Genomic DNA, 22,433 nt, shown 5'->3' on the forward strand with positions numbered 1-22,433 from the left:
GATTGCGCGCGGCGGTGGACGCCGAGCCGGCTCGGCTCCGCCGGCCGGCGGAGCACCGGGGCCGGGACCGCCCGCCGGCACCCTGCGACGGTGGACCGGGGAGATCGGCGCGGCTGCCGATGAGTGCGGTCACGACGACGAGGGCCCTGCCGGGGCCGCCGCGAGTCCCGAGGTGTCGGCCCCGGTCCGGTCTCCGTCCGGCGGCGCACCGAGGGCGGCCGACAGGTCCCGTGCCACCTGCTCGACGTCACCGGCCGTGACCAGGGCGAACACGAACCGGTCCGGCCGCAGCACCACCAGGTCGGCGCCGTGCCGCCGCAGCCACCCGCCGAGCACCCCGTCGGCGTCCACAACGTCGACCCGGTCCGGACCGCCGGTCGCCGGTGCGTCGGCGGACGGACCCGGCAGGTCGGCGAGCGGCGTGCCGGACGGGTGGACCGCGACGAACCGCACCGGCAGCCCCGGTCGCCACGCGCCGAGCGGGTCGGCCACACCGGCGCGACCGAGCACGGCGAAACCGTCGCCGAGCACCTCGTCGAGCAGACGCTCCCCGGGCGTGCCCGGAACGAGGACCCGCGGCTGGGGGAACATCGTCCCGACCACGCCGTCGCGCCGGCCGCCGGCCATCAGGCCCCGCCGGTACGCCGGCACCGGCTTGAACTCGAACCGTTCCACGAACCGCCGTACCCGGGGGATCGTCTGGACCGCCCGCAGCGCGGCGTCGCGCATCCCGGCGGTGACCCGGTTACGGGCCAGGAAGACGCGGCCCAGCCGGACGCTCGTCTGCGCCATCTCCACCGTGTGCGGACGCCGCTCGGTCTCGTACGTGTCGAGCACGGCGGAGCCGGCGGCGCCGGACAGCACCAGCGACAGCTTCCACGACAGGTTCGCCGCGTCGCGCAGGCCGCTGCACAGTCCCTGGCCCATGAACGGGGGCATCTGGTGGGCCGCGTCGCCGAGCAGGAACACCCGTCCCTCCCGCCACCGCTGCGCGACGAGGTGGTGGAAGGTGTAGACCACCGCCCGGGTGACGGCGAACCGGTCCGGGTCCACGTACGGCGAGACGAGCGCGGCGATGGTCTCCGGCCGCCGCACCTCGTCCTCGGTCTCGCCCGGGCGCAGCATGAACTCCATCCGGTAGCTGCCGGCCGCGCCGGGGGACACGAAGGCCGGGCGCCGCCAGTCGCAGACGAACGTGGTGTCGGGTACCCGTACCGCGTCGGGCGGCACGTCGCCGGAGACGGCCAGCCACGGCTCGGCGTAGCTCGCCCCGGACAGCGGGATCCGGACGGCGGCGCGGGTGGCGCTGCGGGCGCCGTCGCAGCCGAGCACGTACCGGGCGCGGACCGCCCGCCGCTGCCCGGTGACCACGTCGGACAGCAGCACCGTCACGCCGTCCTCGTCCTGGGTCAGGCCGACCAGCTCGGTGCCGAGCGCGAGCCGGACGTGCGGGAAGCGGTCCAGCCCGGTGCGCAGCGTGTGTTCCAGTCGCGGCTGGTCGAAGAAGCGCAGCGGCGCGTGCCCGTACCCGAAGTCCGTCTCGGACAGCCTCATCCGGGCGAAGACCCGGCCCGCGCCGTTGACGTACTCGACGAGCGGCGGCGCGATCGTCTCGTCGCGTATCTCGTCGAGCAGGCCCGCCTGCTGGTAGATGCGCAACGCCTCGTCGTCGCAGGAGAAGGCACGCGGCTGGCCGTGCGGCGTGGCGCTGCGCTCCACGACCAGCGTGGTGACGCCGCGGGCGCCGAGCAGGTTGGCGGTGAGCGCGCCTACCGGCCCGCAGCCGATGACGGCGACCTCGACCTCCTGGACCTCCTGGTGAGCCGGCGGCTGAACTGTTTCCATCGTGGTGCCCCTTCGGAACGTGGTCCCGGACGGTTCTCCGCCGTCCGGCACCGGTCAGGGCACCAGTCCGCTGTGGAAGGGGTGTGGAGACGGCGTGGAGGCGGGCCTCCACACCGGTCAGAACGCGGCGAACCGGGGCAGCAGCAGGCCCGCGCCCTGGTCGGCGGCGATCCGCGCGCCGAGGTCCCACTCGGCGCGGTCGCGCCGGGCCGCGCCGCGGATCCGGTGCAGCTCCGCGACGAAGACGCGCTCGCCGACCCGGTCCGCCACCGCCAGCGCCTCACCGGCAAGCGTCGCCGCGGTCTCCGGACGACCGGCGGTCAGGTACGCCTCGGCCATCGCGCACAGCGTGATGGTCCGGGTGGACCGCAGTCCGGGCCGGTAGAACTCGTCGGCGGCGGCGCGCATCGCGTCGAGCCGGCCGTGGTCGCCGCCGCGTGCCGCGGCCCACTCCAGGAAGTACGCGCCGGTCGCGGTCATGTGCGGCAGGCCGGTGTCCCGGCCGATGTCCCGGCACCGCCGGCCCGCCGCGTCGGCCGCTGCCACGTCGTGTTCCTGCATCGCCAGCCAGGCCGCGTAGAGCGCCGCGTTGGCGCGGCCGTACGGGTCGTCGAGTTCCTCGGCGAGGGCCTCGGCGGCGGCGATGTCCGCCCACGCGCCGGCCGGGTCGCCGCGCATCGAGCGTACGAGCGCCCGGAAGTTGTGGCAGGCCAGTACCGGACGCCGGCCCACCTCGCGGCGCAGCAGCGCCCGGTCGACGGTACGCAGCCGCTCGATGCCGGCGGTGAGCCGCCGCTCGCCGTCGGCCTGCCGGCCGGTGAAGTAGCCGACCGCGCCCAGCAGGTACTCCCCGGCGACGGCGATCAGCCCGCTGCCGTCGTCGGGCGCCCGGACGAGCCGCCCGGCGAGGTCGGCGCAGATCGCGAACTCGGCCCGGTTGGCGGCCAGCTCACCGAGCGCCCAGAGCGCGTGGCGGATGTCCGCGTCCGGCCCGACGAGCGTCAGCAGCTCCCGGGCCCGGGCGCAGACCCGGTCGACGGCGTCGCTGCCGACGCCCACTGTCATCTGGAGCAGGGAAGCGCGGTGCAACTGGACGGTCAGCTCGGTGTGCGCCACGTCGGGCGACACCCGTGCGGCGGGGGCGAGCCGGAACGCGGCGCGTTCCAGGTGGCCGAGCGCGTCCTCGTAGGCGACCCGGCGGGTGGCGTCGTCGGCGGCGCGCAGCGACCACCGCAGGTGGTCCTCGCCGAAGCCGAGCCCGATCGCCTCGCCGTAGTGGTGGGCCAGTTCTGCCGGTGCGGTGCCCGCGGTCCGCTCGTACGCGGCGGCCAGCCGGGCGTGCAGCGCGGCCCGGCGCGGCGGGGCCAGCTCGGCGTAGGTGACCTCGGCGATCAGCGGATGGCGGAACGCGAGCGCGCCCGGCCCGGTCTCGACCACCAGCGCGGCCGGGTACGCGGGTGCGAGGTCCTCGGCGACCGCCTCGGCCGTGCCGTCCAGCGCCGCCGCCAGCACTGCCAGGTCCAAATCGTGTCCGGCGACGCTGAGCAGGTCGAGGCAGCGCCGGGTGGCAGCGGGCAGCCCGGCCAGCCGCAGCCGTACCGTGTCGCGGATGCTCGGCGGCAGCTCCGCGTCGGCGCCCGCGTCGGCCCGGGACCGCAGCAGCTCGGTGAGGAAGAACGGGTTCCCGCCGGTGCGGGTCACGAGCCGGGTCACCTGCGGCTGCGGCGGCGCCACGCCGGTGCGGTCCCGGACCAGGTCGGCGACCGCCGCGGCGTCCAGCCCGGCGAGCCGGACCTGGCCGAAGCCGCGTCCGCGCGCCAGTTCGGCCACAGTCGCCACCAGGGCCGGATCGTCGTCGTACGGTCGCAGCGTGGCGACCACCAGCGCCCGCGACGCCGGCAGGGCGGTGGCGAGGAACCGCAGCAACAGCAGCGAATCCGGGTCGGCGGCGTGCAGGTCGTCGAGGACGACGAGCAGCCCGCGCTCCCGGGCCGCCGCGTGCACCAGGTCCGCCACCGCCTCGTACACCTGGAACCGCGCCGTGGGGTCCAGGCCGCGACCGTCCGCCGGTCCGCTCGGCGCGCCCGTGGCGAACCCGTCCAGCCGGCTCGCCGAGCCGGCGGCGCGGGCGTGCGGCAGCGCCAGCAGCGCGCGTACCACCTGGCTCCACAGCCAGAACGGCGGCGCCTGCCCGACGTCCGGGCAGCGACCCCAGACCACCGGGACGCCGTTCGCGGCGGCGCGGGCGCCGAGCGCCGCGGCGAGGCTGGTCTTGCCGATGCCGGCCTCCCCCACCAGCGTCAGCACCCGCCCGCCCTGCCCGGTCGCCGCGTCCAGCGCCTCCCGCAGGCGGTCCAGCTCCGCGTCCCGCCCCACGAGCGCCTCGACGTCGCGCTCCGAGGCGGTCCCGGCCGCCGGGCCGCCGGTGTCCGCGGGGCTGCCGGCGTCCTGCGGTACGGCCTGCTCCAGGATCAGCCGGTGCGCCGCCCGGATCTGCTCCCCCGGGTCGATCCCGTACTCGCCGGCCAGGATCCGGCGGCCCTCGTCGAAGACGGCGAGCGCCTCGGTCTGCCGCCCCGACCGGTACAGCGTCAGCATCAACTGCGCCCGGGCACCCTCGCGCAGCGGATGCGCCGACACGAACCGGCGCAGCTCCGGCAGCAGCGTCGCGTGCCGGCCCGCGGCGACGGCCGCTGTGAACCGCCCCTCCTCGGCGCTCACCCGCAGCTCGGCCAGCCGGGCTGCCTCCGGGCGCACCGTGGTCAGGTCGGCCACGCCCGCCAGCGGCTCACCGCGCCACAACGCCAGCGCCTCGGTGTACGTCCGCTCGGCGGACTCCGGCCGCCCGGCCGCGAGCGCGTCCGCCGCCCGGTCCACCAGGGCGCCGAACCGGGCCGCGTCCACCGCGTCGGCGTCCACCCGCAGCTCGTACCCCCGGGGGTGGCTGCGCAGGACGCGCGCCGGCTCGCGGTGGGAGCGTTGCGGTTCCACGGCCCGGCGCAGCCCGGCGACGTAGGTGCGCAGCGTCGTCTGGGCGCTGGTCGGCGGTCTTCCGTCCCAGAGCGCGTCGACAAGCCAGTCGGTGGCAACGAACCGGTTCGGGCGCAGCAGGAACAGGGCCAGCAGTGCCTGCTGCTTCGGGCCGCCGAGGGGCACCACCCGGCCGTTCCGGACGACCTCCGGCGGACCCAGCACCCGGAACTGCACAGTCACCTCGACGACGTCCCTCGTGCCCGGCGCCGGGTCAGGCCGCCGCCATCTCACGCAACTTCAGCACCGAGCGCCAGTTGCGGGTCGTGCCGACCACACCCGTCTTCTTCTCCACGAAGGCGTTGCCGAGCTTGCTGCGCCCGTACCCGTCGGGCACGTGCACGAACACGTCCCGGCCGACGAGCGTCAGCGTCCCGGTCTCGCCGGGCGGGGACGCGAGCGCCGCCTGCTTGTCCGCGCCGGGGTCGCTGCTGAGCATCGTCACCAGCAGCTTCGTCAGATCGGTCTGCGCGTCGACATAGGGATTCGCGGCGATCATCGCGTCCAGCTCGGCCAGGCTGCGCAGCAGCACCGGCACGTCCCGGCCCCACCGCCGCGTGATGCCCCGGCCGATCTCGGCCAGGATCGCGGCCTCGTCGGTCTCCGGGCAGCCGAACACCACGTTGCCGCTCTGGATGTAGGTGGCCACCTGGTCGAAGCCGCAGGAGACGAAGACCTCCTTCAGCTCCGCCATCGCCATGGAACTGGCGCCACCGATGTTCACCGCGCGCAGCAGAGCGACGTATCTCGCCATGACTCGGGATGGTAACCGGCCGTGGCGTCACCGTGGTACGTCCGTGACCTCGACGCACCGGCCCCAGTCGCCTGCGTACGCTGTCCGGGCAGGCCGGCGGCGCGAGCCGGCCGCCTCCGCGCCGGTCCCCGGCACCGACATCGAGGTGGAGATGCCGCAGCTGAACCCCGTCACGACGCAGCGCGTCGAGGCCGCCGTCGTCGCTGTCCTCGCCGTCGTCGTGACCGTCGCGGCCGGATACCCGTGGTGGTCGCTGCTCGCCCTCTTCCTCGTCTTCGACCTGTCCATGCTCGGCTACCTGCGCGGGCCGCGCGTCGGCGCCGTCTGCTACAACCTGGCGCACTCGTACGCGCTGCCGGCGGCGCTCGGCGCGTTGGCCGTGGCGGCGGCCGCGTCCGGCGAGCGGATCGACTGGCTCGGCGTCCTGGCCGTCGCGTGGGCGTTCCACATCGCCGTCGACCGCGCCCTGGGTTACGGCCTCAAGACGGGCGAAGGGTTCGAGCACACCCACCTCGGCCTGATCGGGAAGGCCCGCCGCGCCCGGACCACCACCGACGGACGCTGACCGCCCCGGTCACTGGCGCGGCGGCGCGCAGTTCGCGCTCGTCAGCCGCACCGAGTACTCGCGGTCGTCGGACGTGATCCCGGAGGGCACGCCGTCGAAGTGGGCCTCCACCTTCTCCCAGCCGCGGCGCTGCTCGTAGTGCAGATGCGGGGCCCCGGAGTTCCCGGTGCTGCCGACCCGCCCGAGCTGGTCGCCCCGGGCCACCCGCTGACCGGCCTGCACCGACGGCGGTTCGAGCAGGTGCAGGTAATGCGTCTCCCACTTGCCACCGTGATCGATCTTGACCCAGTAGCCGCCGCCGCGCCCGCGCGGCCCGTCCGGATCCTGCGGGGTACGGCCACCCAGCGAGCCGTTGATCCCCGCCACGGTGACGGTGCCGTCGGCGGAGGCGAGCACCGGCCGCCCCCACGCCTCCCCGGAGGTCGGGAAGAGGTCGACGTCGTAGTCGTCGTGGCCCGGGTAGGTCGACAGCCGCCACGTCTCGCCGCACGCCACCGGGAGCTGGAAGTCCGGTCGCGGGCCGGGTGGCCGCACCAGCGGCACCACGATCGCCGCGACGGCGGCGATCGACCCGAGGACGCCGACGATCAGCAGGACGCGCGGGAGACGGGAGCCGCGTGGGCGCTCGGTGGTCATCGTTTCGAGCATGATAGGCGGTGCTCAACTGCCGCTGCTCCCCCACCATTGGACAGGACCTGCCCTCTGGTGGAGGCCGCTGGAACCCATGCTCGGATGATCTACGCTGTCGTCCGTATGGCTGGAAGGCGTGGGAGGGTGAATGCCTACGGCGGCGGACTATTTCGCGATCAGCCCGAACGCGGCCCGTGCCCAATGGCGTTCGATTCTCACGCGCCCATGGGCGCTCAAGGGTGGGCGGCAGGTCGCTTTCGCCCCGGTGGAGACGCTGCTGTGCTTGGCCGCGAGTCTTCTGGTCAACCATCGCCGCTACGGCGGGTCGACGGCACACCGCGCCGAGGAGCCCGTCCCTAGTCTGGCCCAGTTGTTCAAGCGCCCGAACAGCAGCATCTTGGCGAAGATGGCCAATCTCGACGGCAGCCGCCGCCACGGTGCTCGCCACGAGATGGAGGTTGCCGCACGCCTGCTCGGCGACCAGGACGAGCTGGCGGCCGTATATCGGATCGTCATACGGGCGGCCCGGGACGTCGGGATCACGGGGGACGACCTGCCCGACTTCCTCTACCTGGAACACGACGACGCCCCGCTGATCCTGCTGGGCCAAGACGAGCTGAGTACCACCGATATCGCCGACGCCGTCCAGACGGAACACCCCGACGTCACCGACCAGCTGACCGAACTACTCCTGATCACGGCGGCACGTGTCGGGCAGCACCGCTTCGCCCGCGATGTGCTGCGCAATCACGGCCACCGCTGCGTCTTCTGCGGTCTTGCCGTAACTGTTGAGGACCGACGAGCGCCGCGGATGCTCGTCGCTTCTCACATCAAGCCATGGCGAAAGAGCAGTCCTCAAGAGCGCCTTGACGTCACCAACGGCCTCACTGCCTGCCCGACCCACGACGTCGCGTTCGACACCGGTCTTCTCACTGTCAACGGCGGCTTGCGGATTCATATCCACAACGACCTCCACCGACGGGTGGACGCGGACCCAGCCCTTCACGCCGCGTTCGGCCGGCCGCCCCTCGCCGAACGGCTACTCCTGCCCGACGGCGCTCTGCCGCCCCAACGCACCTACCTCGACTGGCACCGGGCCCACGTGTACCGCGAGACGCGACCAGTCTGAGCGTATCTGTCAACATCGCGTCAGGTTCCTTTCCAGTCATTGCATCGAGGCGCTCCATCGGGAAGAGTCGTTCAACAGCGGCACCGTCGGTTGTTCCTCGTTGCGGAGGTCAGCATGGGTGTCACCTGGGCCCAACTGCTGCTGCTACTGCTCCCAGTCCTTGCTGGCGCGGTCATCGGCATCTTTCCGACACTGTTGCTGGAACGAATGCGGATCGCATCCGCTCTGCGCACGCGCTGGGATCAGGATCTGCAGCGGTCGTGTGCTGAGTTCGCTGCGTGTACGCGACGCATTATCGATCTGGCCGAGGAGCCGGCCGACAACGAAGATGCCCTCGAAGCGGAGCACCGCATGCTTCAGGTACACATGGCGGAGGTCCGTATCCTTGGAGGGTTCGATGTGCAGGCGGCGGCCCGCCGCATCGTGGCATCCACCCACGGCCTACGGATGACGGCGTCCACGAAGCCCGAAGACGCCGCCCAGCATCGCAGCCGGACGCTCGAAAGCTTATTCGCCTTCTACCGTGCCGTACGCCACCAGCTCAGGATTCCCGACGCGGACAAGCTTGCCCCAATGAACCCGGGGACGGCCATCTGATGAAGGCCTTCATCAGCTACGCGCACGAACCGGACGACCGACGATTTGCCTCCTGGCTGTATGACAAGCTCAAGGAGAAGGATTCTGTCCTTGATCCGCTCATCGACCGCAAGAACCTCGCACTTGGACCGCCGTGGCGAGAGAGCCTGCCCGTGCTCATCCGAGGCTGCGACATCCTTCTCTTCGTTCGGTCACGCTTCAGTCTTAGTTCGCCGTACTGCCGCTTCGAGGTCGAAGTCGCCGATCACCACGCATTGTTGATCGCGGTCCTCGACATAGAGGCCGATACGCCGCCGTACGAGTACACCGACCGATACAGCAGCATTGACTTCAGTCAGGGCCGCGAACTGGGCCTCGCCACGCTGCACGACCGCGTTCGGCAGTGGCAGAGCCCTGAGGTGCAGGACCAGCTGAAGACCTACCGTCTCCACCGGGCTCAGGACCGGAAGCTGCGCGGACGGTCAGGAGCCTCCGCAAGGCCGGGAGGGGAGGCCGGTGAGGTGCGCGGCGGTCCCTGGCCGATCCGAATACATGGCCACGAACGGCCGCGCCAGGACCTACGAGGCTTCCTTGCCAGCGACAACGCAGGCATCATCGTCGTATCGGGGCCTGAGGGAATCGGCAAGTCCGCGATCGTCCGGAGCGAACTGGCAGAGCTCGAAAGCGTAGATGGCCCGGCAATCCATTACCACGTGGCTCGGCCCGGCAGGATGCTCGGCGCCATGATCTTGGAGTCAGCCATCACGAATCCGACGCGTGCTCGGGAGCGAGATGGTTCCGAAGGCATTTACCTACCTCTAGACATCGACGAGCTCATCGACCTGGCCCGCGACACGGACGCCGTTCTCGTCATCGATTCCTTCGAAAACCTCGTCGACCGACGCGGCACGGGCTTACTCGACCTCGACCTCGAAGAGGTGCTCGAGCGGATTTCCAGACTGCATAGCCATCGCCTCAAAGTCGTAGTGGTTACCCGCGAGCTGCCACGGCCGCGTGACCGCAGCAACTGGCTGCTCACTGCCCGGCATGTCCGCGTCGACAACGGCCTCGATCCGGAAAGCTTCGGCCGACTGTTGCAGGACCTCGACCGCCGGTCAGACCTGGTGCCTCCCACGACACCGGATACTCTCATCGCCGACGCTTGCCGACTATTGCACGGGCGCCCCCGGCTCGCTGAGTTCGTCTACGCCCGGGCCTCTCGCGGCTTCGACACCATCTACGAAGTCGTCACGGAACTAGAGGCAATCGATCCGTCCGGTACAGCGGAGTACGTCTTCGACGAGTTCATCGCCGCTCTCGACGGTGACGCGAGGATCGTCCTGGAGTCGCTGGCGGCATTGGGAACGCCGGTTGACGAGGCAACGATCGGTCACATGATCGTTGAAGCCGCGACGATCACGCTAGAGACACGCCGGCTGAACAACATCCTCCGCTGGTTGGTCTCGCGCAACGCCGTCAGCACCGCCGCGGGCCTTTTCTATCTCGAGGAGACGGACCGGCAACGGGTACTGCGATGGATGCCGCTTGAAGACGACGACACTCGAGACACGCCGCGCCGGGGACGCTGGACCCTGCTGACCACGGCTGCCGATGTGCTCTGGCGGCGGCGCCCGGAGCGCCCCGGCGGAGCTGACGAATTCGATCATCCCATCGCCGCGATCAACGCGCTGATCACAGCTGGGGAGTACGAAGACGCCGCCAAGCGCATTGACGAGATCGACCGGCATCTCGTCCAGTGGAATCGCAGCTCTCTGCTGCTCCAGCAACGACTGCGGCTTCGCGGCCGCCTCCCACGGGATTTCCTGGAGTTCGTCAACGACACAGCAGTTGGAGAAATATACCTTGAGAACGGCCTGTACCGGGAGGCGTTGATGGTCCTGCTGCGGGCCAAAACTCTGGCGGCCTCAATCCCGTCTGAGGAACTGACCTGGGCAACCAATGTCAATCTCGGCGCGGCGCTAATGCGTGTCGGGCGGACGAAGGATGCTCTCGCCCGGTACCAACAGGCTCTGGCGGTTGCGGAGACGAGGCCTGACCCAGCAGAACAGGTACTGGCCCTGGAAGGAATCGCCAACTGCCACCGCCGCTGGGGTGACTTCGATGCAGCGTTCGACCACTTACACCGAGCCTTGACCCACGCTGGCGACGATACGCGGTTCCGGCTGAACCTTCGCCTGGCACGCTGGTACGCCATGGAGGGCGATCCGCGGGCCCAAGAGCATCTTGCGGCCGTGGCGGAGGAAAAGACCGGGGACCGGGCACGCGCGGCGTACCTAGACGAACTCGGTGACCAGCTACTTACCGAGGGGGACGTGGAGGCGGCATTAGCCCGCGCGACCGAGGCGGAAATCATCGCCCGGCGTCTTGGTGACCCGATCCTGCTCCAGCGCACGCGAACCACACTCGCCTTCGCCTCGCTACAGGCCGGCGCCCTAAAGGAAGCCCGACAATGGGCGTTGTTGGCGGCCCGGGACCGTCCGGGAGGGCGTAACCTGCTGGTCCTTGCCCTACGCGCCCTAACCGCCCTACGCGAAGGGGATAGGTTCTCGGCACGCGAGGACTTCAGTCTGCTAAGGGAGGAGGCCGCAGATCGGACTAGACAAGACCCGCGCGACTTCGCCGCCGAGGGATTCCTGGGCCTTGCACTCTGCGGTCGCCACGTCTGCGCCGACGAACCACTCAAGCACGCCGTTCGCTCACTGAGCCGTTACGCGCACCCGGCGTCCAAGAACGACCAGGCAGCACCTCGACGGATCCCGGCTCAACTCACCGCCCGCCTGCGGATCCTGCTCACGTGCCTCGCCGACTGTGCGCACCCCCCGGGCAGGCTTGATCAAGCGCTACAGGCTCTCGATGCCTAGCCACGCGACACTGGCTACTCGCGGCCCTCCGTGGTCAGCCAGCCGAACGTCTGGGCACGGATTAACGCCTCAGTACGTGTCTTGACTCCAATTTGAGCGTAGAGGCGCTGAAGCATGCGATACATCGCACGTTCTGAGTAACCCTCCAACTCAGAAAGCCGCGCAACCGTGCCACCGGCCGCAAGCGTGCGTAGCCACGAGAGCTGACGCGGCGTCGGTCGCTGGGGAGGGTTAGTCAACGCCGCAGCGACCCGCAACTCGCGAACCACGCTGACCGGGAGCTGGGCCAAGCCATCTGCTGCGGCTTCGATTATCCGCTGCAGCCCGGCAGGCGACGCATCCCGTCGAAGTACCGAATGGGCGCCAGCCCGCACCGCCTGCGAGCCCAGCGCGCTGTCTTGTTCTGGTAGCAGCGCCACGATGAAAGCATCACCGTCGATCCTGGCGATGTCGGAGAGCAGCAGCCAGTCCGACCCAGCGGCCAAGGTAATCACGACGATGCATCCGCCGCGAGCCCGGACCCAGCCGACGAGGTCTGTGGGCGCCTCTACCTGGTGGCCATCCGCAGTCAGGGTGGCCGATACCCCTGCCCGGAACAGCGGTAGAGGATCCGCGACGGCTATCCAGACCACGTCGTCGTCAGAACCCCTTCCACCCCAATTGGTCGCTCGCCGAAACAGGGTCTCACAACACGCTGTCCGTCCTAGGCGACGCGGCGGTGATCCGCTGAAACGGCTGTGGGAACGACATGATCCGGCCGCTTGGCGGTCAGGTCTACGCTCGCATTCATGTCGTGGACCTGCCAGCAGACCACGCCTAGCGTCGAATGGACCGACGTTAGGGAGCGGCTATGGTCTTCGACGATGAACGGGGTGACGACCCGTACCGGCGGCTCTGGTTCGATGACGAGGCGCGGCTGGACCCGAGACGGGCAGGGTTGGATCCTCCGGAAAAACTCCCCGAAGACATTCAAAAACGGATCCTCGAGGTCTATCAGGAAGACCGAAGCAGGCCGCCGCAAGACATCGGTCGTGCAATGAAGCGCCGGTACGGCCTGAACGTCACGGCCCAGCAGGTAGAAGCCGTCATACAACAAGCCCTCTGAGGTAGACCGCTAGTCACGCTCCGCGGCTGACATTTCGATTCGCTCTCGACGGCCGCTCAGCAGGTTCAACGCCACGGAGCCAATCGGCTCGTCAAGCCAGGATCTTCCAGGTCTGCTCCCGCAGCCATCGCGCGACGGCCTGGTGGTCCGCGTCGGTGAGGCCTCGATGCGCATCGACGCGGTGCAGGAGCGCCGGCGCGCCGTGGTTCCCTGCCACCCACCTGCGGTCGGCGTCGGTGATCTCGTCGTCCAGCCACACGAACCGGCGTCCGGCGGCCCACTCGACGAGCCGCCGCGTCTTCCAGTGCAGCCGACCGCCGTCGTCCTCGTCGTCCGGCCAGTCGACGACCGGCAGCGGAGGCAGGCCGAGCCGTGGCGCGAGCACCTCGTTGGCGTCGTGCATCCAGGTCGTGGCCCACACGAGATCGCACGGCAACGCGGCGAGCCGGTGGCCGTGCCCGGCGTCCAGACCGGCCAGCAGCGGGTTGACGCCGTCCGCCGGCGGCCCGGCGGAGCCGCCGAAGGGCAGGAGCGTCCCGTCGACGTCCAGGAACAGCAGCGGACGATCAGTCATCGCCCACCGTGCGGAAGGGTTCGCCGGTCCTGGCGTCCATCCGGGCCTCAGCCCAGCTCGATGACGGGCCGGGTCAGGATCTCGTCGGCGTACCCGTCGTCGGAGGCGGCCCACCGGCCGAAATCCTCGTCGCGGTACGTGGTCGCCAGGGTGAGTCAGCCCAGGAAGAAGCCGCTGCCGCCGCAGGTGGCACCGCCGCCGTCCCCACCGCACACGACGGTGCGCTCGGTCGTCGCCTCGTGCCGGTAGGGATCCTGCCCGATCGCCAGACCCCAGAGGTTCTCCTGCCGGTGCGGGCCGGTCCTGTGGTCGTACGGGTAGCCGTCGCCGGGGCAGTCGTCGCCCCAGCGGAACAGCGTCGCCGCACCGGCGCCACACGCCCACTCCCACTCGTCCGGAGTGGTCGTGCGCAGGCCGAGGTCGGCCAGCCCGGCCATCGAGTCGACGTACTCGGTCAGCGACGGGAGGCCGAACTCGGCGGCGCTGTCGGCGTAGTCGGCGGTCTGGTGCGCGGCGGGACGGAACCGGGCCGCGTCGTAGCCGAGCGCCGGGCGGCCGCCGGGCACGAGCGCGAACCGCATCCCGCCGCGGTCGAACAGCACCGTGCGGTGCGACCGGCCCGCGTACGCCCTGTTCTCCACACCGGCCACTGTCAGCTCGTGCCGGCCGGCGATGTCCTGCGCCAGCCGGCCGGCAGCGCTGTCGGAGAGGTCGTTCCACTGCGCGGAAGTGAGATCGGCGTACGACACCGCGAAAGGATAGCCACGGCCTCCGACAACACCGGATCGACGCCGAGCTGTCCGGCTGCACGTCAGCGCGCGACCCGTCGACGAGACGGTCAGGCGCCGTCGACGTCAGTGGTGAGCGCGAGTTCGCGGCCTGCCTCGATGTCGGCGAGCAACGGGCGAGCAGGACCGAGCCCTCCAGCCCCGCCTGACGGCGGCCGGGGCCGATCTCAGACGTCCACGGCCCGAGATGCCCCGGCCAGCCGGTCGCGGCAGAAGTCCCGGAACGTCCGGGGTGGCCGGCCGGTCACGTCCGCGACGGTCGTCGTGACCCGGTCCTCCGAGCCCGCGGCGACGGCCGTGTCCAGGCCCGCGAGGAAGCGGGCGTAGTCGGGCGCGAGGCCGTGAGCCTCGTGGTACGCGGTGAGCGCGTCCTCGTCGACCGCGCGGTGCCGGACCGGGCGGCCGAGGAGGTCGGTGAGCGTGGCGGCGACGTCGGCGTAGCTCAGTCGCTCGGGACCGGTGATGACGTGCTCGGTGTCGTGGGGCGCCGGGTCGGTGAGGGCACGCACCGCCACCTCGGCGATGTCGGCCGGATCGACGAAGCCCACGCGGGCGTCGCCGGTGGCGCTGACGATCTCGCCCCGGTCCCGGGCGCTCGCGGCGTGCGGGTGCTCGCCGACGAAGTTCTCCATGAACCAGGAGGGTCGCAACACCGCCCACTCGGGGATCATCTCGCCGAGATGGGCCTGCACCTCGCCCAGTCCCGGGGTGCCCGCCTCGATCGCCGAGGAGCTGAGCAGGACGGCCCGTCGTACCCGGGCGCGCCGGGCCAGGTCCAGGAACGGCAGCATGGTCGGCGCCGGGTCGGCGTCGCCGAGGGGCGCGATCAGGTAGAGCCCTGTCACACCGTCCAGCGCCGTGTCGTGCGTGCTGCGGTCGTACCAGTCGAAGCGGACGCCCTCGGCGGACGCCCGGCGGCTGGCGACGCGGGTCCGGCGGCCGGCGGCGGCGAGTCTCGCGGCGACGAGTCGGCCCGTCGTTCCCGTGCCTCCGACGACGAGGATCATGCCCGTACCCCCTCGCCGAACAGTTCCCGCACGGCCAGGGGATTCCAGTAGTCGCGGTAGCGCACGATCCGCCCGGCCCTGATGGTGAGGACGGCGATGTAGCGCAGCCGGTACGGCTCGCCGGTGGCGACGACGACGCCGGTGGCGGTGAACTCGGCGACGATCACCTCCGGGTCGGCGGTCTGGTGCACGGTGACGTCGGCGATCTCGCGGATGTCCAGGGTCCGCGGGTAGTCGATGAGGTAGTCGTGCAGCTCGGCGCGGCCGGCCACCCGGCTGGGCCGCCCGGGCGGCGCGAAGGGGAACTCCATGACGGCGTCGTCGGCGAACAGGGCGATGAAGCCCGGCATGTCCTTGACGAGCAGAAGATCCAGGGCCTGGTGGAACACATCGGTGGCGGTACTCGGCACTGCTGTTCCTTCCTGTCGGCGGGGCGCCCGCGGTGATCTACGATAAGCGGACGGCCGGTCCGCTTCACCATAGCGGACTGACGGTCCGTTTGCGATAGGGGGCAGGAGTGCGTGCTGACGCGGCGCGGAATCGGGAGGCGGTGCTCGCCGCGGCCGACCGGCTGTTCGAGGCGGCGAACGACCCCGACCGGATCTCCATGGACGACGTCGCCGCTGCCGCCGGCGTGGGCAAGGGCACGCTGTTCCGCCACTTCGGCGACCGGCTGGGCCTCATCCAAGCCCTCTACGGCGCACGCGGCGAACAGCTCCAGGCGTCACTCGCGGCGAGCCTGCCCGGCGATCCGCCGGCGGACCGGGCCCTGCACCTGCTGCGGGGACTGGTCCGGTTCAAGCGGGCCAACCGGGTCCTCACGCTGGCCTTGGAGAACGCGGGAAGCGGAAGCCCCTATCGCAACGAGTCGTACGAGGAGTGGCACGTGACGCTGACCGCCATCGTGTCCGAGGCCCGGGGCCCCGAGTCGGCGGAGTTCCTCGCCCACGCCCTGCTGGCTGCGGTGCGCAGCGATCTCGTCGAGCATCTCCGCGACTGGCCCGACGAGCGCTGGGATGCCGGGCTGGCGGCGCTGACCCGTTCGGTGCTGGCCCCCGGGCGGTAGTTCTTCCCGGCGGGCGTGAGCGGTGCCGCGCTCACGCCCCCACCCTCACCTGGTCCGCTCGATCACGGCGGTGAGGCGGAGCCCGGCTGTCGACACCGTGCCGCTCCCCCAGAACGACGAGGTCCCCGGGATGTTCGCCAGGGCGTCCAGGCTCGGATCGTTGCCCTCGACCTTCGGCCCGTACGCGACGCTCCATCGCCCGCCGGTGTAGCGCAGCAGCAGCGTGCCCGGGTACTCGACGTACGGCGGGATCGGGTTCGTGCCGCTGATCCAGACGTTTCCGTTCGCGTCACCGGCGACCGCGTAGACCCAGCCGGCCGGCGCCGGCCCGGCCACCCGCTGCCACGTCCGGCCGTCCCAGTGCAGGATGACCGGCTTGGGGGCGGAGTCGTAGTCCTGGGTGCCGACCGCCCAGGCGTCGGTCGACGAGCGGGCCCACACGCCGGTCAGCCGGGCGCTCGGGATCGACGGCAGCGGCGCCACCCGCCACGACCCGCCGACGCGCTGCGCGATCATCGGCTCCGGGTAGGGCGCGTCGGCGACGTACCGCTCCCCGGCGGCGAACACGCCACCGTCCGCAGTTCGCGAGACCGCCCGCAGGACACCGTTGACTCCCTCCGTCCCCGGCACCGCGACCCGGCCGAACTGACCGGTGCCGCCCTCGACGACCAGCGGCCGGCCGCCGTCGTGGCCGACGAACACGGCCCGTCCGCCGCCGGTGGCGGCCACGTCCAGCAGCTCCGAGGTCCCCGCCGGGGCGGGCCACGGCGCGTGCGCCGTCCAGGTCACGCCGTCGAAGTGCCCGGCGTACGACTCGCCGAGGCGCCGGGAGCCCACCGTCCAGACGTCCCGGGCGCCCGCCGCGTCCACCTTGTACAGCAGGTACGCCTGGTGCGGCAGGCGCCGTTCCGTCCACGTCCGCCCGTTCCACCGCAGCAGGGCGTACGGCTGGTCGATCGAGTACCCCGTGTATGTCGACGCCTGGTAGCCGACGGACCAGGCGTTGTTCGGGCCGGTGGCAACCACGTCGGTCAGCCGGCTCTCGTGGATCAGCGCGGGGATCGTCGCCGTCCACGTCGAAGGCGTGGCGGCCGCGACCGGTGCGACCGGCGGGAGCAGCACACCCGCCGCCAGAGTGGAGACTGTCGCTGCCGACAGCCCGTACCGTGCCAGTGATCCCATGGTGGCCCTCTTCCCCGATCGGTGGTCGGACCTCAGCATCGCGTTCCGCGACGCTGCGCGTGCGCCCGAGCGCGGTCCCGTAAGAGAGCGGTAAGAACGGCTTCTCCGATCGGGAGTCGACTGCGGCCGCGACGGCGTCGCCCGTGGTCAGGCGGCGCGGCGGGCGCGGCGACGGGCTCGGAGGAAGACGGCGTCGTGCCGCTCGTCGCCCCACCAGGCCCACGGAACGCCTGTCACGTACCGGCCGATCGACGCGAACACCGGCGCGGCCTCCGCGTCGCGGCCGGTGCGCACCAGCCCGTACGCCAGGAAGTTCGCGTCGTCGAGCCAGTGGGCGTGCCGGGTCGCCGGCTGGTGGAACCACCGGTTCAGCGCGTTGTCGAGATCCGCCTGCATGACCGGATCCTGTCGCCACCGCTCGCCGATCTCGTCGGCGGTACCGCCGTGGGGTTCGCGATCCTGCTCCCACAGCGCCCACTCCGCGGCGGCCCGAACCGGCAGCACGAGCAGTGGTGAGCCGGTAGGCGCCGTGGCGGCGACCGAGCGGGCGAAGTCGAACATCGCCTCGTGCGAGCCGCTCCACTTCCGGCAGTGGTAGGTCAGCCGGAGCACGTGGCCCTGGTGATGCCAGGGATCCCGCTTGGTCAGCTCACGCCACGTCTCCTCGACGTCCTCCAGTGGCGCACTCTCGTCGATCATGAGGCGCAGCCGGTGCGCCCACGGCGTGGGGTCGTCCGGTGCGAGCCGCATCGCGAGATCGTTCACCTGCCGGGCCAGGTCCAGCAGGCGGCTGAACTCGACCCACTGCTCCCGACGTACGTTGGAGGCCCAGTCGCCGCCGCGCACCTCCCACGCCCGTGCCATCAGCGAACCGGCACGGACGAGCTGGGCGTCCGGATCCGCGGGCGCGCGCGACACCCAGCGGTCGGTCCACGCTTCCGTGGTGTCGACCCGGCCGGTCGTACGGTCGATCCGCGATCCCAGCCCACGAGCTGTCGATTCGGCGAGCACACCGACGTACCGGGCCCGGCGGTCGTAGTCGTTGCGGGTGGCGATCAGCGCCTTCCGGGCCGGTCCGATGTCGGAGCCGTACCGCGCCTGCGTGCACGCCTCGCGCAGCACGGCGTCGTCCTGCGCCGGGTTGGGGTCGATCTGGCGGGTGAGAATCCGCCACACGGTCGAGATCATGATCAGGGATGGTAGATGTCAGCGAACCGGGGTGGGGGCCGCAGCGTTGCCGTTCTGCCGCGAGCTAACCTGCTTGTCGCGGTCCGGGGCGCCGGAGAGGATCGGTGGATGGATCTCCGTGCTGCGGAACGGCGGCTCCAAGCCGCTCAGCGTGCCGCCGATGTCGAGTCCCTCGACGCGCTTCTGCACCCCCGGGTCGTGGGTGCCGGACCGGACGGCACGGTCTTCACCAAGGAGGACGATCTGGAGAGCTACCGCTCGGGCGCCCTGCGGATCACCGACCTGGTGGAGGAGTCGCTCGACGTCCAGGACGACGGTGCGACCGGGGTGACCCGCACGGTCGCTGCGGTGGATGGGGTCCAGGGCGGGGCCGTCGTGTCCGCGCGGTTGCGCTACACCCGGCTGTGGGTGCGTGAGGACGGCAACTGGCGGGTGCTGGCCGCCACCTTCGTCCCGGTCCAGTGAGCGCTCGGACCGCTCAGGCTCCGGCGTGCACCAGTGCGGTCGCCGCTCCGATCAGGAGGGTCACGCCGGTGCCGGCACCGACGACGGCGCTGGGGGTGAGGTCGTACCGCCGGGCGACGGCAACGCTGACGACCGCGACCAGGGTGACGAACGCCGCCCAGATCGCGAGGGCCGGATACCCCAGCAGCGGCGCCAGGGGGAAGAAGTGCAGGCCGACGATCAGGGCGATCCAGGCCGGAACCAGGGACGCGCGGCCGGTCCGCCGGAGCCAGATCGCGCCGGCGGCGCAGAGGACCACCTCGATCAGGACGATCACACCGAAGACCGGCCCCGTCCTGTCGTCCACGGAGCTGCCCTCGTCCCAGGTGCGTACGGTGACGACGCCGCCGGCGATCGCCGCGGCCAGGGACAACACCGAGCCGACGCCGAGCCACGGACGCCACGCCTTGGGCGGCGCCTCCTGCGCCCAGCCGAACCAGGCCATCCCGAAGACTCCGAAGATCGCGGCGGTGGCCGCGGCGTTCGCCGCGAATTCAGCATCCATCGGCGCAGTCTAGGGGCGGACGACAGTCGCTCCGGACGGTGCCCGCGCGGGCGTCACGACGCCTGCTCCGGGACGCCGGCCCGGGTCCAGGCGCTGCGCTGGGGGCATCCGGTGAGGTCGTCAGCCGGCCGTCGTCCCGGCGGTACGGAGCACCGTGTCGAGCCAGCGCAGCTGCCGCCGGACGTGGACGGCCTCCCCGCCCTCGTGGCCGTTGAACGGGTACGTGTGCATCTCCCGTAGCGGCACGATCGATCCGCTGGCGGCGGCGTACTGGTTGTAGGCGGCGAAACCGGTGCTCGGTGGGCAGACCTCGTCCCGCAGGCCGATCCCGAAGTGCGCCGGGGCGGTGGCCCGCCGGGCGAAGGTGACGCCGTCGACGTACGACAGCGTGCGCCGGACCGGTTCCTCGGCCTCGCGGTGCACCGCCAGGTAGCTGGCGATCTCGCCGTACGGGGACGCCTCGGTCAGTTCGATGGCGCGCTGGATGTCGCACAGGAACGGGGCGGTGACCAGAAGCGCGGCGAGGTCGTCGACGAGGCCCGCCGCCGCGAGTGCGAGCCCACCGCCCTGGCTGTTGCCCACCGCGGCGACGCGGGCCGGGTCCACCCCGGGCAGGACGCGGACGGCGTCGATCGCGCGGACCGCGTCGGTGATGAGGCGGCGGTAGTGGTAGTCGTCCGGGGACAGGATCCCCCGCGTGGCGGGGCCGGGCCCGCCGGGCGCGTCGTGCGGGTCCGGGGTGTCGCCGCGGCTGTAGAGGCCGGCCTGTCCCCGGTTGTCCACCAGCAGGTGGGCGTAACCGGCCACCGGCCAGGTGAGCCGCTCGCCCGGCAGGCCCCGGCCGCGTCCGTAGCCGGGGTACTCCACCACTGCCGGCAGCGGCGCCGGTACGCCCGCGGGCCGGGTGTACCAGGCCCGGACCGGCTCGCCTGCGTACCCGGCGAACGTCACGTCCCATACGTCGACCAGCCGCAGGTCGGTGGGTTCGGGACGGACGTCGACGAGCACCGGGGTGGCCGCGGCGGCGGTGAGGGTGGCCCGCCAGAACCGGTCGAAGTCGGCGGGCTCGGCAACGGCCGGTGCGTAGCGGCGGAGCTGCTCGAGGGAGATATCAATCGACGCTCTTGACACGCTGATAACGATACCCATAAATTTCCGAAAGGCTTACGACGTATTACCGGAAAGTTCCAGCCGACGGTCAGGCGGGAGGACGAGTTTGGCAGCCCCGATCCCGCGCAGTCGTCGTACGCCCTGGCGGCGGGCCCTGCGCCGGGACTGGCAGCTCTACTCGCTCGCCGTCCTGCCGCTGCTGTTCTTCCTGACGTTCCGCTACCTGCCGATGCTCGGCAACGTGATCGCGTTCCGGCGCTTCCAGCCGGGCGGCAGCATCTTCGGCGAGTACTGGACCGGCCTGCGGTACTTCCGGCTGTTCTTCACCGACCCGACCTTCTGGAGCGTGTTCACCAACACGCTCGTGCTGGGCGCGCTGACCCTGCTGTTCTGCTTCCCGCTGCCGATCGTGCTGGCGCTGCTGCTCAACGAGGTGCGCAACCGCGCCCTCAAGCGGTTCGTCCAGTCGGTGTCCTACCTGCCGCACTTCCTGTCGATCGTGATCGTGGCCGCCATGGTCCTCCAGTTGCTGTCGGTGGACGGCACGGTGAACCAGATGGTGCGCGCCGTGGGCGGTGAGCCGATCCCGTTCATGCAGCAGGCCGGATGGTTCCGGACGATCTACGTCTCCTCCGAGGTCTGGCAGACCGTCGGCTGGGGCACCATCCTCTACCTCGCCGCGCTCACCACGGTCGACGGTGACCTGTACGAGGCGGCCCGCATCGACGGCGCCAACCGGTGGCGGCAGACCTGGCACGTCACGCTGCCGGGGATCCGGCCGACGATGGTCACCCTGCTGATCCTCAACATCGGCACCTTCATGGCAGTCGGCTTCGAGAAGATCCTGCTGCTGTACAACCCGCTCACCTACCCGACGGCGGACGTGATCTCGACCTACCTGTACCGGGTGGGCATCGTCTCCGGGAACCTCAGCTACGCCGCCGCGATCGGCCTGTTCGAGTCCGTGATCGGGCTGACGCTGGTGCTGTCGGCGAACGCGATCTCCAGGCGCACGGTGGGGACGAGCCTATGGTGAGCACGCAGGCCCGCACCCCGGCCCGCACCCGGGAACCGGTGGCCCGGCCGCGTGGCCCCCGGCCCACCCGGGGCTACCGCGTCTTCCAGGTCGTCAACGCCGTCGTGCTGACCGGCGTCGTGGTGGTGACCCTGTATCCGTTCCTCACCATCGTGGCCCGCTCGCTCAGCGACAACGCGTACATCGTCGCGGGCGAGGTGAACCTCGTGCCGCGGGGGTTCAACCTCACCGCGTACCGCGTGGTGACGTCGGACCCGACGTTCTGGATCAGCTACCGCAACACCGTCTTCTACACCGTGGTCGCCACGCTCATCTCCGTCGTGCTGACCACCTGCTACGCGTACGTCCTGTCGAAGCGGCACCTGCGGGGCCGGACCGCGCTGGTCGGGATCGCCGTGTTCACCATGTTCTTCACCGGCGGCCTGATCCCCAACTACGTCCTGGTCACCAGCCTCGGGCTGAAGAACACCGTGTGGGCGATCGCCCTGCCCAACGCCATAAACGTGTTCAACCTGCTGGTGATGAAGGCGTTCTTCGAGAGCCTGCCGGTCGAGCTGGAGGAGGCCGCCGCCGTCGACGGGCTGAACACGTACGGCACGCTGCTGCGGATCGTCCTGCCTCTGTCGAAGGCGATGGTCGCCACGATGGTGCTGTTCTACGCCGTCTCGTTCTGGAACTCCTGGTTCGCCGCGTTCCTCTACATGGACCGCCAGGACCTGCTCCCGGTGACCGTCTATCTGCGCAACCTCATCGCGGGCGCGACGGACGCCACGCAGACCGGCGGCGGCCTCGGCAGCGCGGGCGACGTCGTCCAGTCCGCCGCCACCATCCAGTCCGTGACCATCGTGCTGACGATCCTGCCGATCCTCGCGGTCTATCCCTTCATCCAGCGGTACTTCGTCTCCGGGATCATGCTCGGCGCCGTGAAGGGATAGCCGCCCGCACCACACCCCACCA

The 22,433-nt window shown here is 71.1% G+C and carries 22 protein-coding genes; 9 read left to right on the forward strand and 13 right to left on the reverse strand.

Annotated elements, in window-relative coordinates; translation table 11 throughout:
- Nucleotides 1-129: 129 nt before the first annotated feature.
- The 3 genes from mhpA to AC2CHG_RS05480 all read right to left on the reverse strand — a co-directional run bounded on the left by mhpA (nucleotide 130) and on the right by AC2CHG_RS05480 (nucleotide 5,629).
- A complete protein-coding gene (mhpA, locus tag AC2CHG_RS05470; RefSeq protein WP_484524278.1) occupies nucleotides 130-1,845 on the reverse strand; it encodes a bifunctional 3-(3-hydroxy-phenyl)propionate/3-hydroxycinnamic acid hydroxylase MhpA in 1,716 nt (571 codons plus the stop codon).
- A 117-nt stretch (nucleotides 1,846-1,962) separates the two neighbouring features.
- Nucleotides 1,963-5,058 carry an ATP-binding protein gene (locus AC2CHG_RS05475; protein ID WP_484524279.1) on the reverse strand — a complete coding sequence of 1,032 codons (3,096 nt, stop codon included), beginning with the start codon at nucleotides 5,056-5,058 and terminating at the stop codon, nucleotides 1,963-1,965.
- Nucleotides 5,059-5,089: 31 nt separating this feature from the next.
- Entirely contained in the window at nucleotides 5,090-5,629 is a 540-nt protein-coding gene (locus AC2CHG_RS05480) for a DUF1697 domain-containing protein (protein ID WP_355510757.1), read from the reverse strand.
- A gap of 151 nt (nucleotides 5,630-5,780) precedes the next feature.
- Here AC2CHG_RS05480 and AC2CHG_RS05485 point away from each other — a divergent pair, with 151 nt between their 5' ends.
- Entirely contained in the window at nucleotides 5,781-6,194 is a 414-nt protein-coding gene (locus AC2CHG_RS05485; protein ID WP_484524280.1) for a DUF4260 domain-containing protein, read from the forward strand.
- Between the two features lie 9 nt (nucleotides 6,195-6,203).
- On the opposite strand, the gene AC2CHG_RS05490 is transcribed toward AC2CHG_RS05485, so the two are convergent.
- On the reverse strand, nucleotides 6,204-6,830 hold the full coding sequence (locus AC2CHG_RS05490) for a M23 family metallopeptidase (RefSeq protein WP_366623385.1): 627 nt from the start codon (nucleotides 6,828-6,830) through the stop codon (nucleotides 6,204-6,206).
- 142 nt (nucleotides 6,831-6,972) lie between these two features.
- Here AC2CHG_RS05490 and AC2CHG_RS05495 point away from each other — a divergent pair, with 142 nt between their 5' ends.
- The 3 genes from AC2CHG_RS05495 (at nucleotide 6,973) to AC2CHG_RS05505 (ending at nucleotide 11,411) form a co-directional block, all read left to right on the forward strand.
- Nucleotides 6,973-7,953: an HNH endonuclease gene (locus AC2CHG_RS05495; protein WP_484524281.1), complete on the forward strand. Its 981-nt coding sequence runs from the start codon at nucleotides 6,973-6,975 to the stop codon at nucleotides 7,951-7,953.
- A gap of 114 nt (nucleotides 7,954-8,067) precedes the next feature.
- On the forward strand, nucleotides 8,068-8,550 hold the full coding sequence (locus AC2CHG_RS05500; RefSeq protein WP_208576428.1) for a hypothetical protein: 483 nt from the start codon (nucleotides 8,068-8,070) through the stop codon (nucleotides 8,548-8,550).
- Nucleotides 8,550-11,411 (forward strand): TIR domain-containing protein, encoded by a 2,862-nt coding sequence (locus tag AC2CHG_RS05505; RefSeq protein WP_484524282.1) that lies wholly within the window; start codon nucleotides 8,550-8,552, stop codon nucleotides 11,409-11,411. The genes AC2CHG_RS05500 and AC2CHG_RS05505 overlap by 1 nt, the downstream gene beginning before the upstream one ends.
- Nucleotides 11,412-11,425: 14 nt before the next feature.
- Here the strand turns inward: AC2CHG_RS05505 and AC2CHG_RS05510 are convergent, their stop codons facing one another.
- On the reverse strand, nucleotides 11,426-11,905 hold the full coding sequence (locus tag AC2CHG_RS05510) for a hypothetical protein (protein ID WP_402813467.1): 480 nt from the start codon (nucleotides 11,903-11,905) through the stop codon (nucleotides 11,426-11,428).
- Nucleotides 11,906-12,261: 356 nt separating this feature from the next.
- Between AC2CHG_RS05510 and AC2CHG_RS05515 the strand changes: the two genes are divergently transcribed.
- A complete protein-coding gene (locus AC2CHG_RS05515) occupies nucleotides 12,262-12,516 on the forward strand; it encodes a hypothetical protein (RefSeq protein WP_208576425.1) in 255 nt (84 codons plus the stop codon).
- A gap of 91 nt (nucleotides 12,517-12,607) precedes the next feature.
- Here the strand turns inward: AC2CHG_RS05515 and AC2CHG_RS05520 are convergent, their stop codons facing one another.
- The 4 genes from AC2CHG_RS05520 to AC2CHG_RS05535 all read right to left on the reverse strand — a co-directional run bounded on the left by AC2CHG_RS05520 (nucleotide 12,608) and on the right by AC2CHG_RS05535 (nucleotide 15,295).
- Complete coding sequence (locus AC2CHG_RS05520) at nucleotides 12,608-13,090, reverse strand: HAD domain-containing protein (protein WP_484524283.1); 483 nt, start codon at nucleotides 13,088-13,090, stop codon at nucleotides 12,608-12,610.
- Between the two features lie 155 nt (nucleotides 13,091-13,245).
- Nucleotides 13,246-13,839 carry a hypothetical protein gene (locus AC2CHG_RS05525; RefSeq protein ID WP_484524284.1) on the reverse strand — a complete coding sequence of 198 codons (594 nt, stop codon included), beginning with the start codon at nucleotides 13,837-13,839 and terminating at the stop codon, nucleotides 13,246-13,248.
- A 206-nt stretch (nucleotides 13,840-14,045) separates the two neighbouring features.
- Nucleotides 14,046-14,885: a Rossmann-fold NAD(P)-binding domain-containing protein gene (locus tag AC2CHG_RS05530; RefSeq protein ID WP_366623393.1), complete on the reverse strand. Its 840-nt coding sequence runs from the start codon at nucleotides 14,883-14,885 to the stop codon at nucleotides 14,046-14,048.
- Nucleotides 14,882-15,295 carry a nuclear transport factor 2 family protein gene (locus tag AC2CHG_RS05535; protein ID WP_262015053.1) on the reverse strand — a complete coding sequence of 138 codons (414 nt, stop codon included), beginning with the start codon at nucleotides 15,293-15,295 and terminating at the stop codon, nucleotides 14,882-14,884. Before AC2CHG_RS05535 ends, AC2CHG_RS05530 begins: the two co-directional genes overlap by 4 nt.
- A 107-nt stretch (nucleotides 15,296-15,402) precedes the next feature.
- Here AC2CHG_RS05535 and AC2CHG_RS05540 point away from each other — a divergent pair, with 107 nt between their 5' ends.
- Nucleotides 15,403-15,951 carry a TetR/AcrR family transcriptional regulator gene (locus AC2CHG_RS05540; RefSeq protein WP_366623395.1) on the forward strand — a complete coding sequence of 183 codons (549 nt, stop codon included), beginning with the start codon at nucleotides 15,403-15,405 and terminating at the stop codon, nucleotides 15,949-15,951.
- 45 nt (nucleotides 15,952-15,996) lie between these two features.
- Here AC2CHG_RS05540 and AC2CHG_RS05545 read toward each other — a convergent pair whose 3' ends face one another.
- Nucleotides 15,997-17,133 carry a hypothetical protein gene (locus AC2CHG_RS05545; RefSeq protein ID WP_366623397.1) on the reverse strand — a complete coding sequence of 379 codons (1,137 nt, stop codon included), beginning with the start codon at nucleotides 17,131-17,133 and terminating at the stop codon, nucleotides 15,997-15,999.
- Between the two features lie 147 nt (nucleotides 17,134-17,280).
- Nucleotides 17,281-18,321: a DUF4034 domain-containing protein gene (locus AC2CHG_RS05550; RefSeq protein ID WP_262015056.1), complete on the reverse strand. Its 1,041-nt coding sequence runs from the start codon at nucleotides 18,319-18,321 to the stop codon at nucleotides 17,281-17,283.
- Between the two features lie 108 nt (nucleotides 18,322-18,429).
- Between AC2CHG_RS05550 and AC2CHG_RS05555 the strand changes: the two genes are divergently transcribed.
- On the forward strand, nucleotides 18,430-18,786 hold the full coding sequence (locus AC2CHG_RS05555) for a nuclear transport factor 2 family protein (RefSeq protein ID WP_262015057.1): 357 nt from the start codon (nucleotides 18,430-18,432) through the stop codon (nucleotides 18,784-18,786).
- A 13-nt stretch (nucleotides 18,787-18,799) separates the two neighbouring features.
- Here the strand turns inward: AC2CHG_RS05555 and AC2CHG_RS05560 are convergent, their stop codons facing one another.
- Together AC2CHG_RS05560 and AC2CHG_RS05565 are read right to left on the reverse strand one after the other, a co-directional pair.
- Nucleotides 18,800-19,330, reverse strand: a complete 531-nt coding sequence (locus AC2CHG_RS05560; protein WP_484524285.1) for a hypothetical protein — start codon at nucleotides 19,328-19,330, stop codon at nucleotides 18,800-18,802.
- Between the two features lie 120 nt (nucleotides 19,331-19,450).
- Nucleotides 19,451-20,479, reverse strand: a complete 1,029-nt coding sequence (locus tag AC2CHG_RS05565) for an acetylxylan esterase (protein WP_262015059.1) — start codon at nucleotides 20,477-20,479, stop codon at nucleotides 19,451-19,453.
- A gap of 67 nt (nucleotides 20,480-20,546) precedes the next feature.
- Between AC2CHG_RS05565 and AC2CHG_RS05570 the strand changes: the two genes are divergently transcribed.
- Nucleotides 20,547-21,476: an ABC transporter permease gene (locus AC2CHG_RS05570; RefSeq protein WP_262015060.1), complete on the forward strand. Its 930-nt coding sequence runs from the start codon at nucleotides 20,547-20,549 to the stop codon at nucleotides 21,474-21,476.
- Nucleotides 21,470-22,411, forward strand: coding sequence for a carbohydrate ABC transporter permease (locus AC2CHG_RS05575; protein WP_262015061.1), 942 nt, complete (start codon nucleotides 21,470-21,472; stop codon nucleotides 22,409-22,411). The genes AC2CHG_RS05570 and AC2CHG_RS05575 overlap by 7 nt, the downstream gene beginning before the upstream one ends.
- Nucleotides 22,412-22,433 lie beyond the last annotated feature (22 nt).

This window comes from Micromonospora sp. ATLC20 (assembly GCF_057196585.1).

Coding starts and splice junctions, on each gene's coding strand:
- AC2CHG_RS05500 (WP_208576428.1), top strand. CDS start 8,068: ATGGGTGTCACCTGGGCCCAACTGCTGCTGCTACTGCTCCCAGTCCTT.
- AC2CHG_RS05515 (WP_208576425.1), top strand. CDS start 12,262: ATGGTCTTCGACGATGAACGGGGTGACGACCCGTACCGGCGGCTCTGG.
- AC2CHG_RS05505 (WP_484524282.1), top strand. CDS start 8,550: ATGAAGGCCTTCATCAGCTACGCGCACGAACCGGACGACCGACGATTT.
- AC2CHG_RS05550 (WP_262015056.1), bottom strand. CDS start 18,321: ATGATCTCGACCGTGTGGCGGATTCTCACCCGCCAGATCGACCCCAAC.
- AC2CHG_RS05480 (WP_355510757.1), bottom strand. CDS start 5,629: ATGGCGAGATACGTCGCTCTGCTGCGCGCGGTGAACATCGGTGGCGCC.
- AC2CHG_RS05485 (WP_484524280.1), top strand. CDS start 5,781: ATGCCGCAGCTGAACCCCGTCACGACGCAGCGCGTCGAGGCCGCCGTC.
- AC2CHG_RS05495 (WP_484524281.1), top strand. CDS start 6,973: ATGCCTACGGCGGCGGACTATTTCGCGATCAGCCCGAACGCGGCCCGT.
- AC2CHG_RS05565 (WP_262015059.1), bottom strand. CDS start 20,479: ATGGGTATCGTTATCAGCGTGTCAAGAGCGTCGATTGATATCTCCCTC.
- AC2CHG_RS05560 (WP_484524285.1), bottom strand. CDS start 19,330: ATGGATGCTGAATTCGCGGCGAACGCCGCGGCCACCGCCGCGATCTTC.
- AC2CHG_RS05545 (WP_366623397.1), bottom strand. CDS start 17,133: ATGGGATCACTGGCACGGTACGGGCTGTCGGCAGCGACAGTCTCCACT.
- AC2CHG_RS05575 (WP_262015061.1), top strand. CDS start 21,470: ATGGTGAGCACGCAGGCCCGCACCCCGGCCCGCACCCGGGAACCGGTG.
- AC2CHG_RS05555 (WP_262015057.1), top strand. CDS start 18,430: ATGGATCTCCGTGCTGCGGAACGGCGGCTCCAAGCCGCTCAGCGTGCC.
- AC2CHG_RS05490 (WP_366623385.1), bottom strand. CDS start 6,830: ATGACCACCGAGCGCCCACGCGGCTCCCGTCTCCCGCGCGTCCTGCTG.
- mhpA (WP_484524278.1), bottom strand. CDS start 1,845: ATGGAAACAGTTCAGCCGCCGGCTCACCAGGAGGTCCAGGAGGTCGAG.
- AC2CHG_RS05520 (WP_484524283.1), bottom strand. CDS start 13,090: ATGACTGATCGTCCGCTGCTGTTCCTGGACGTCGACGGGACGCTCCTG.
- AC2CHG_RS05530 (WP_366623393.1), bottom strand. CDS start 14,885: ATGATCCTCGTCGTCGGAGGCACGGGAACGACGGGCCGACTCGTCGCC.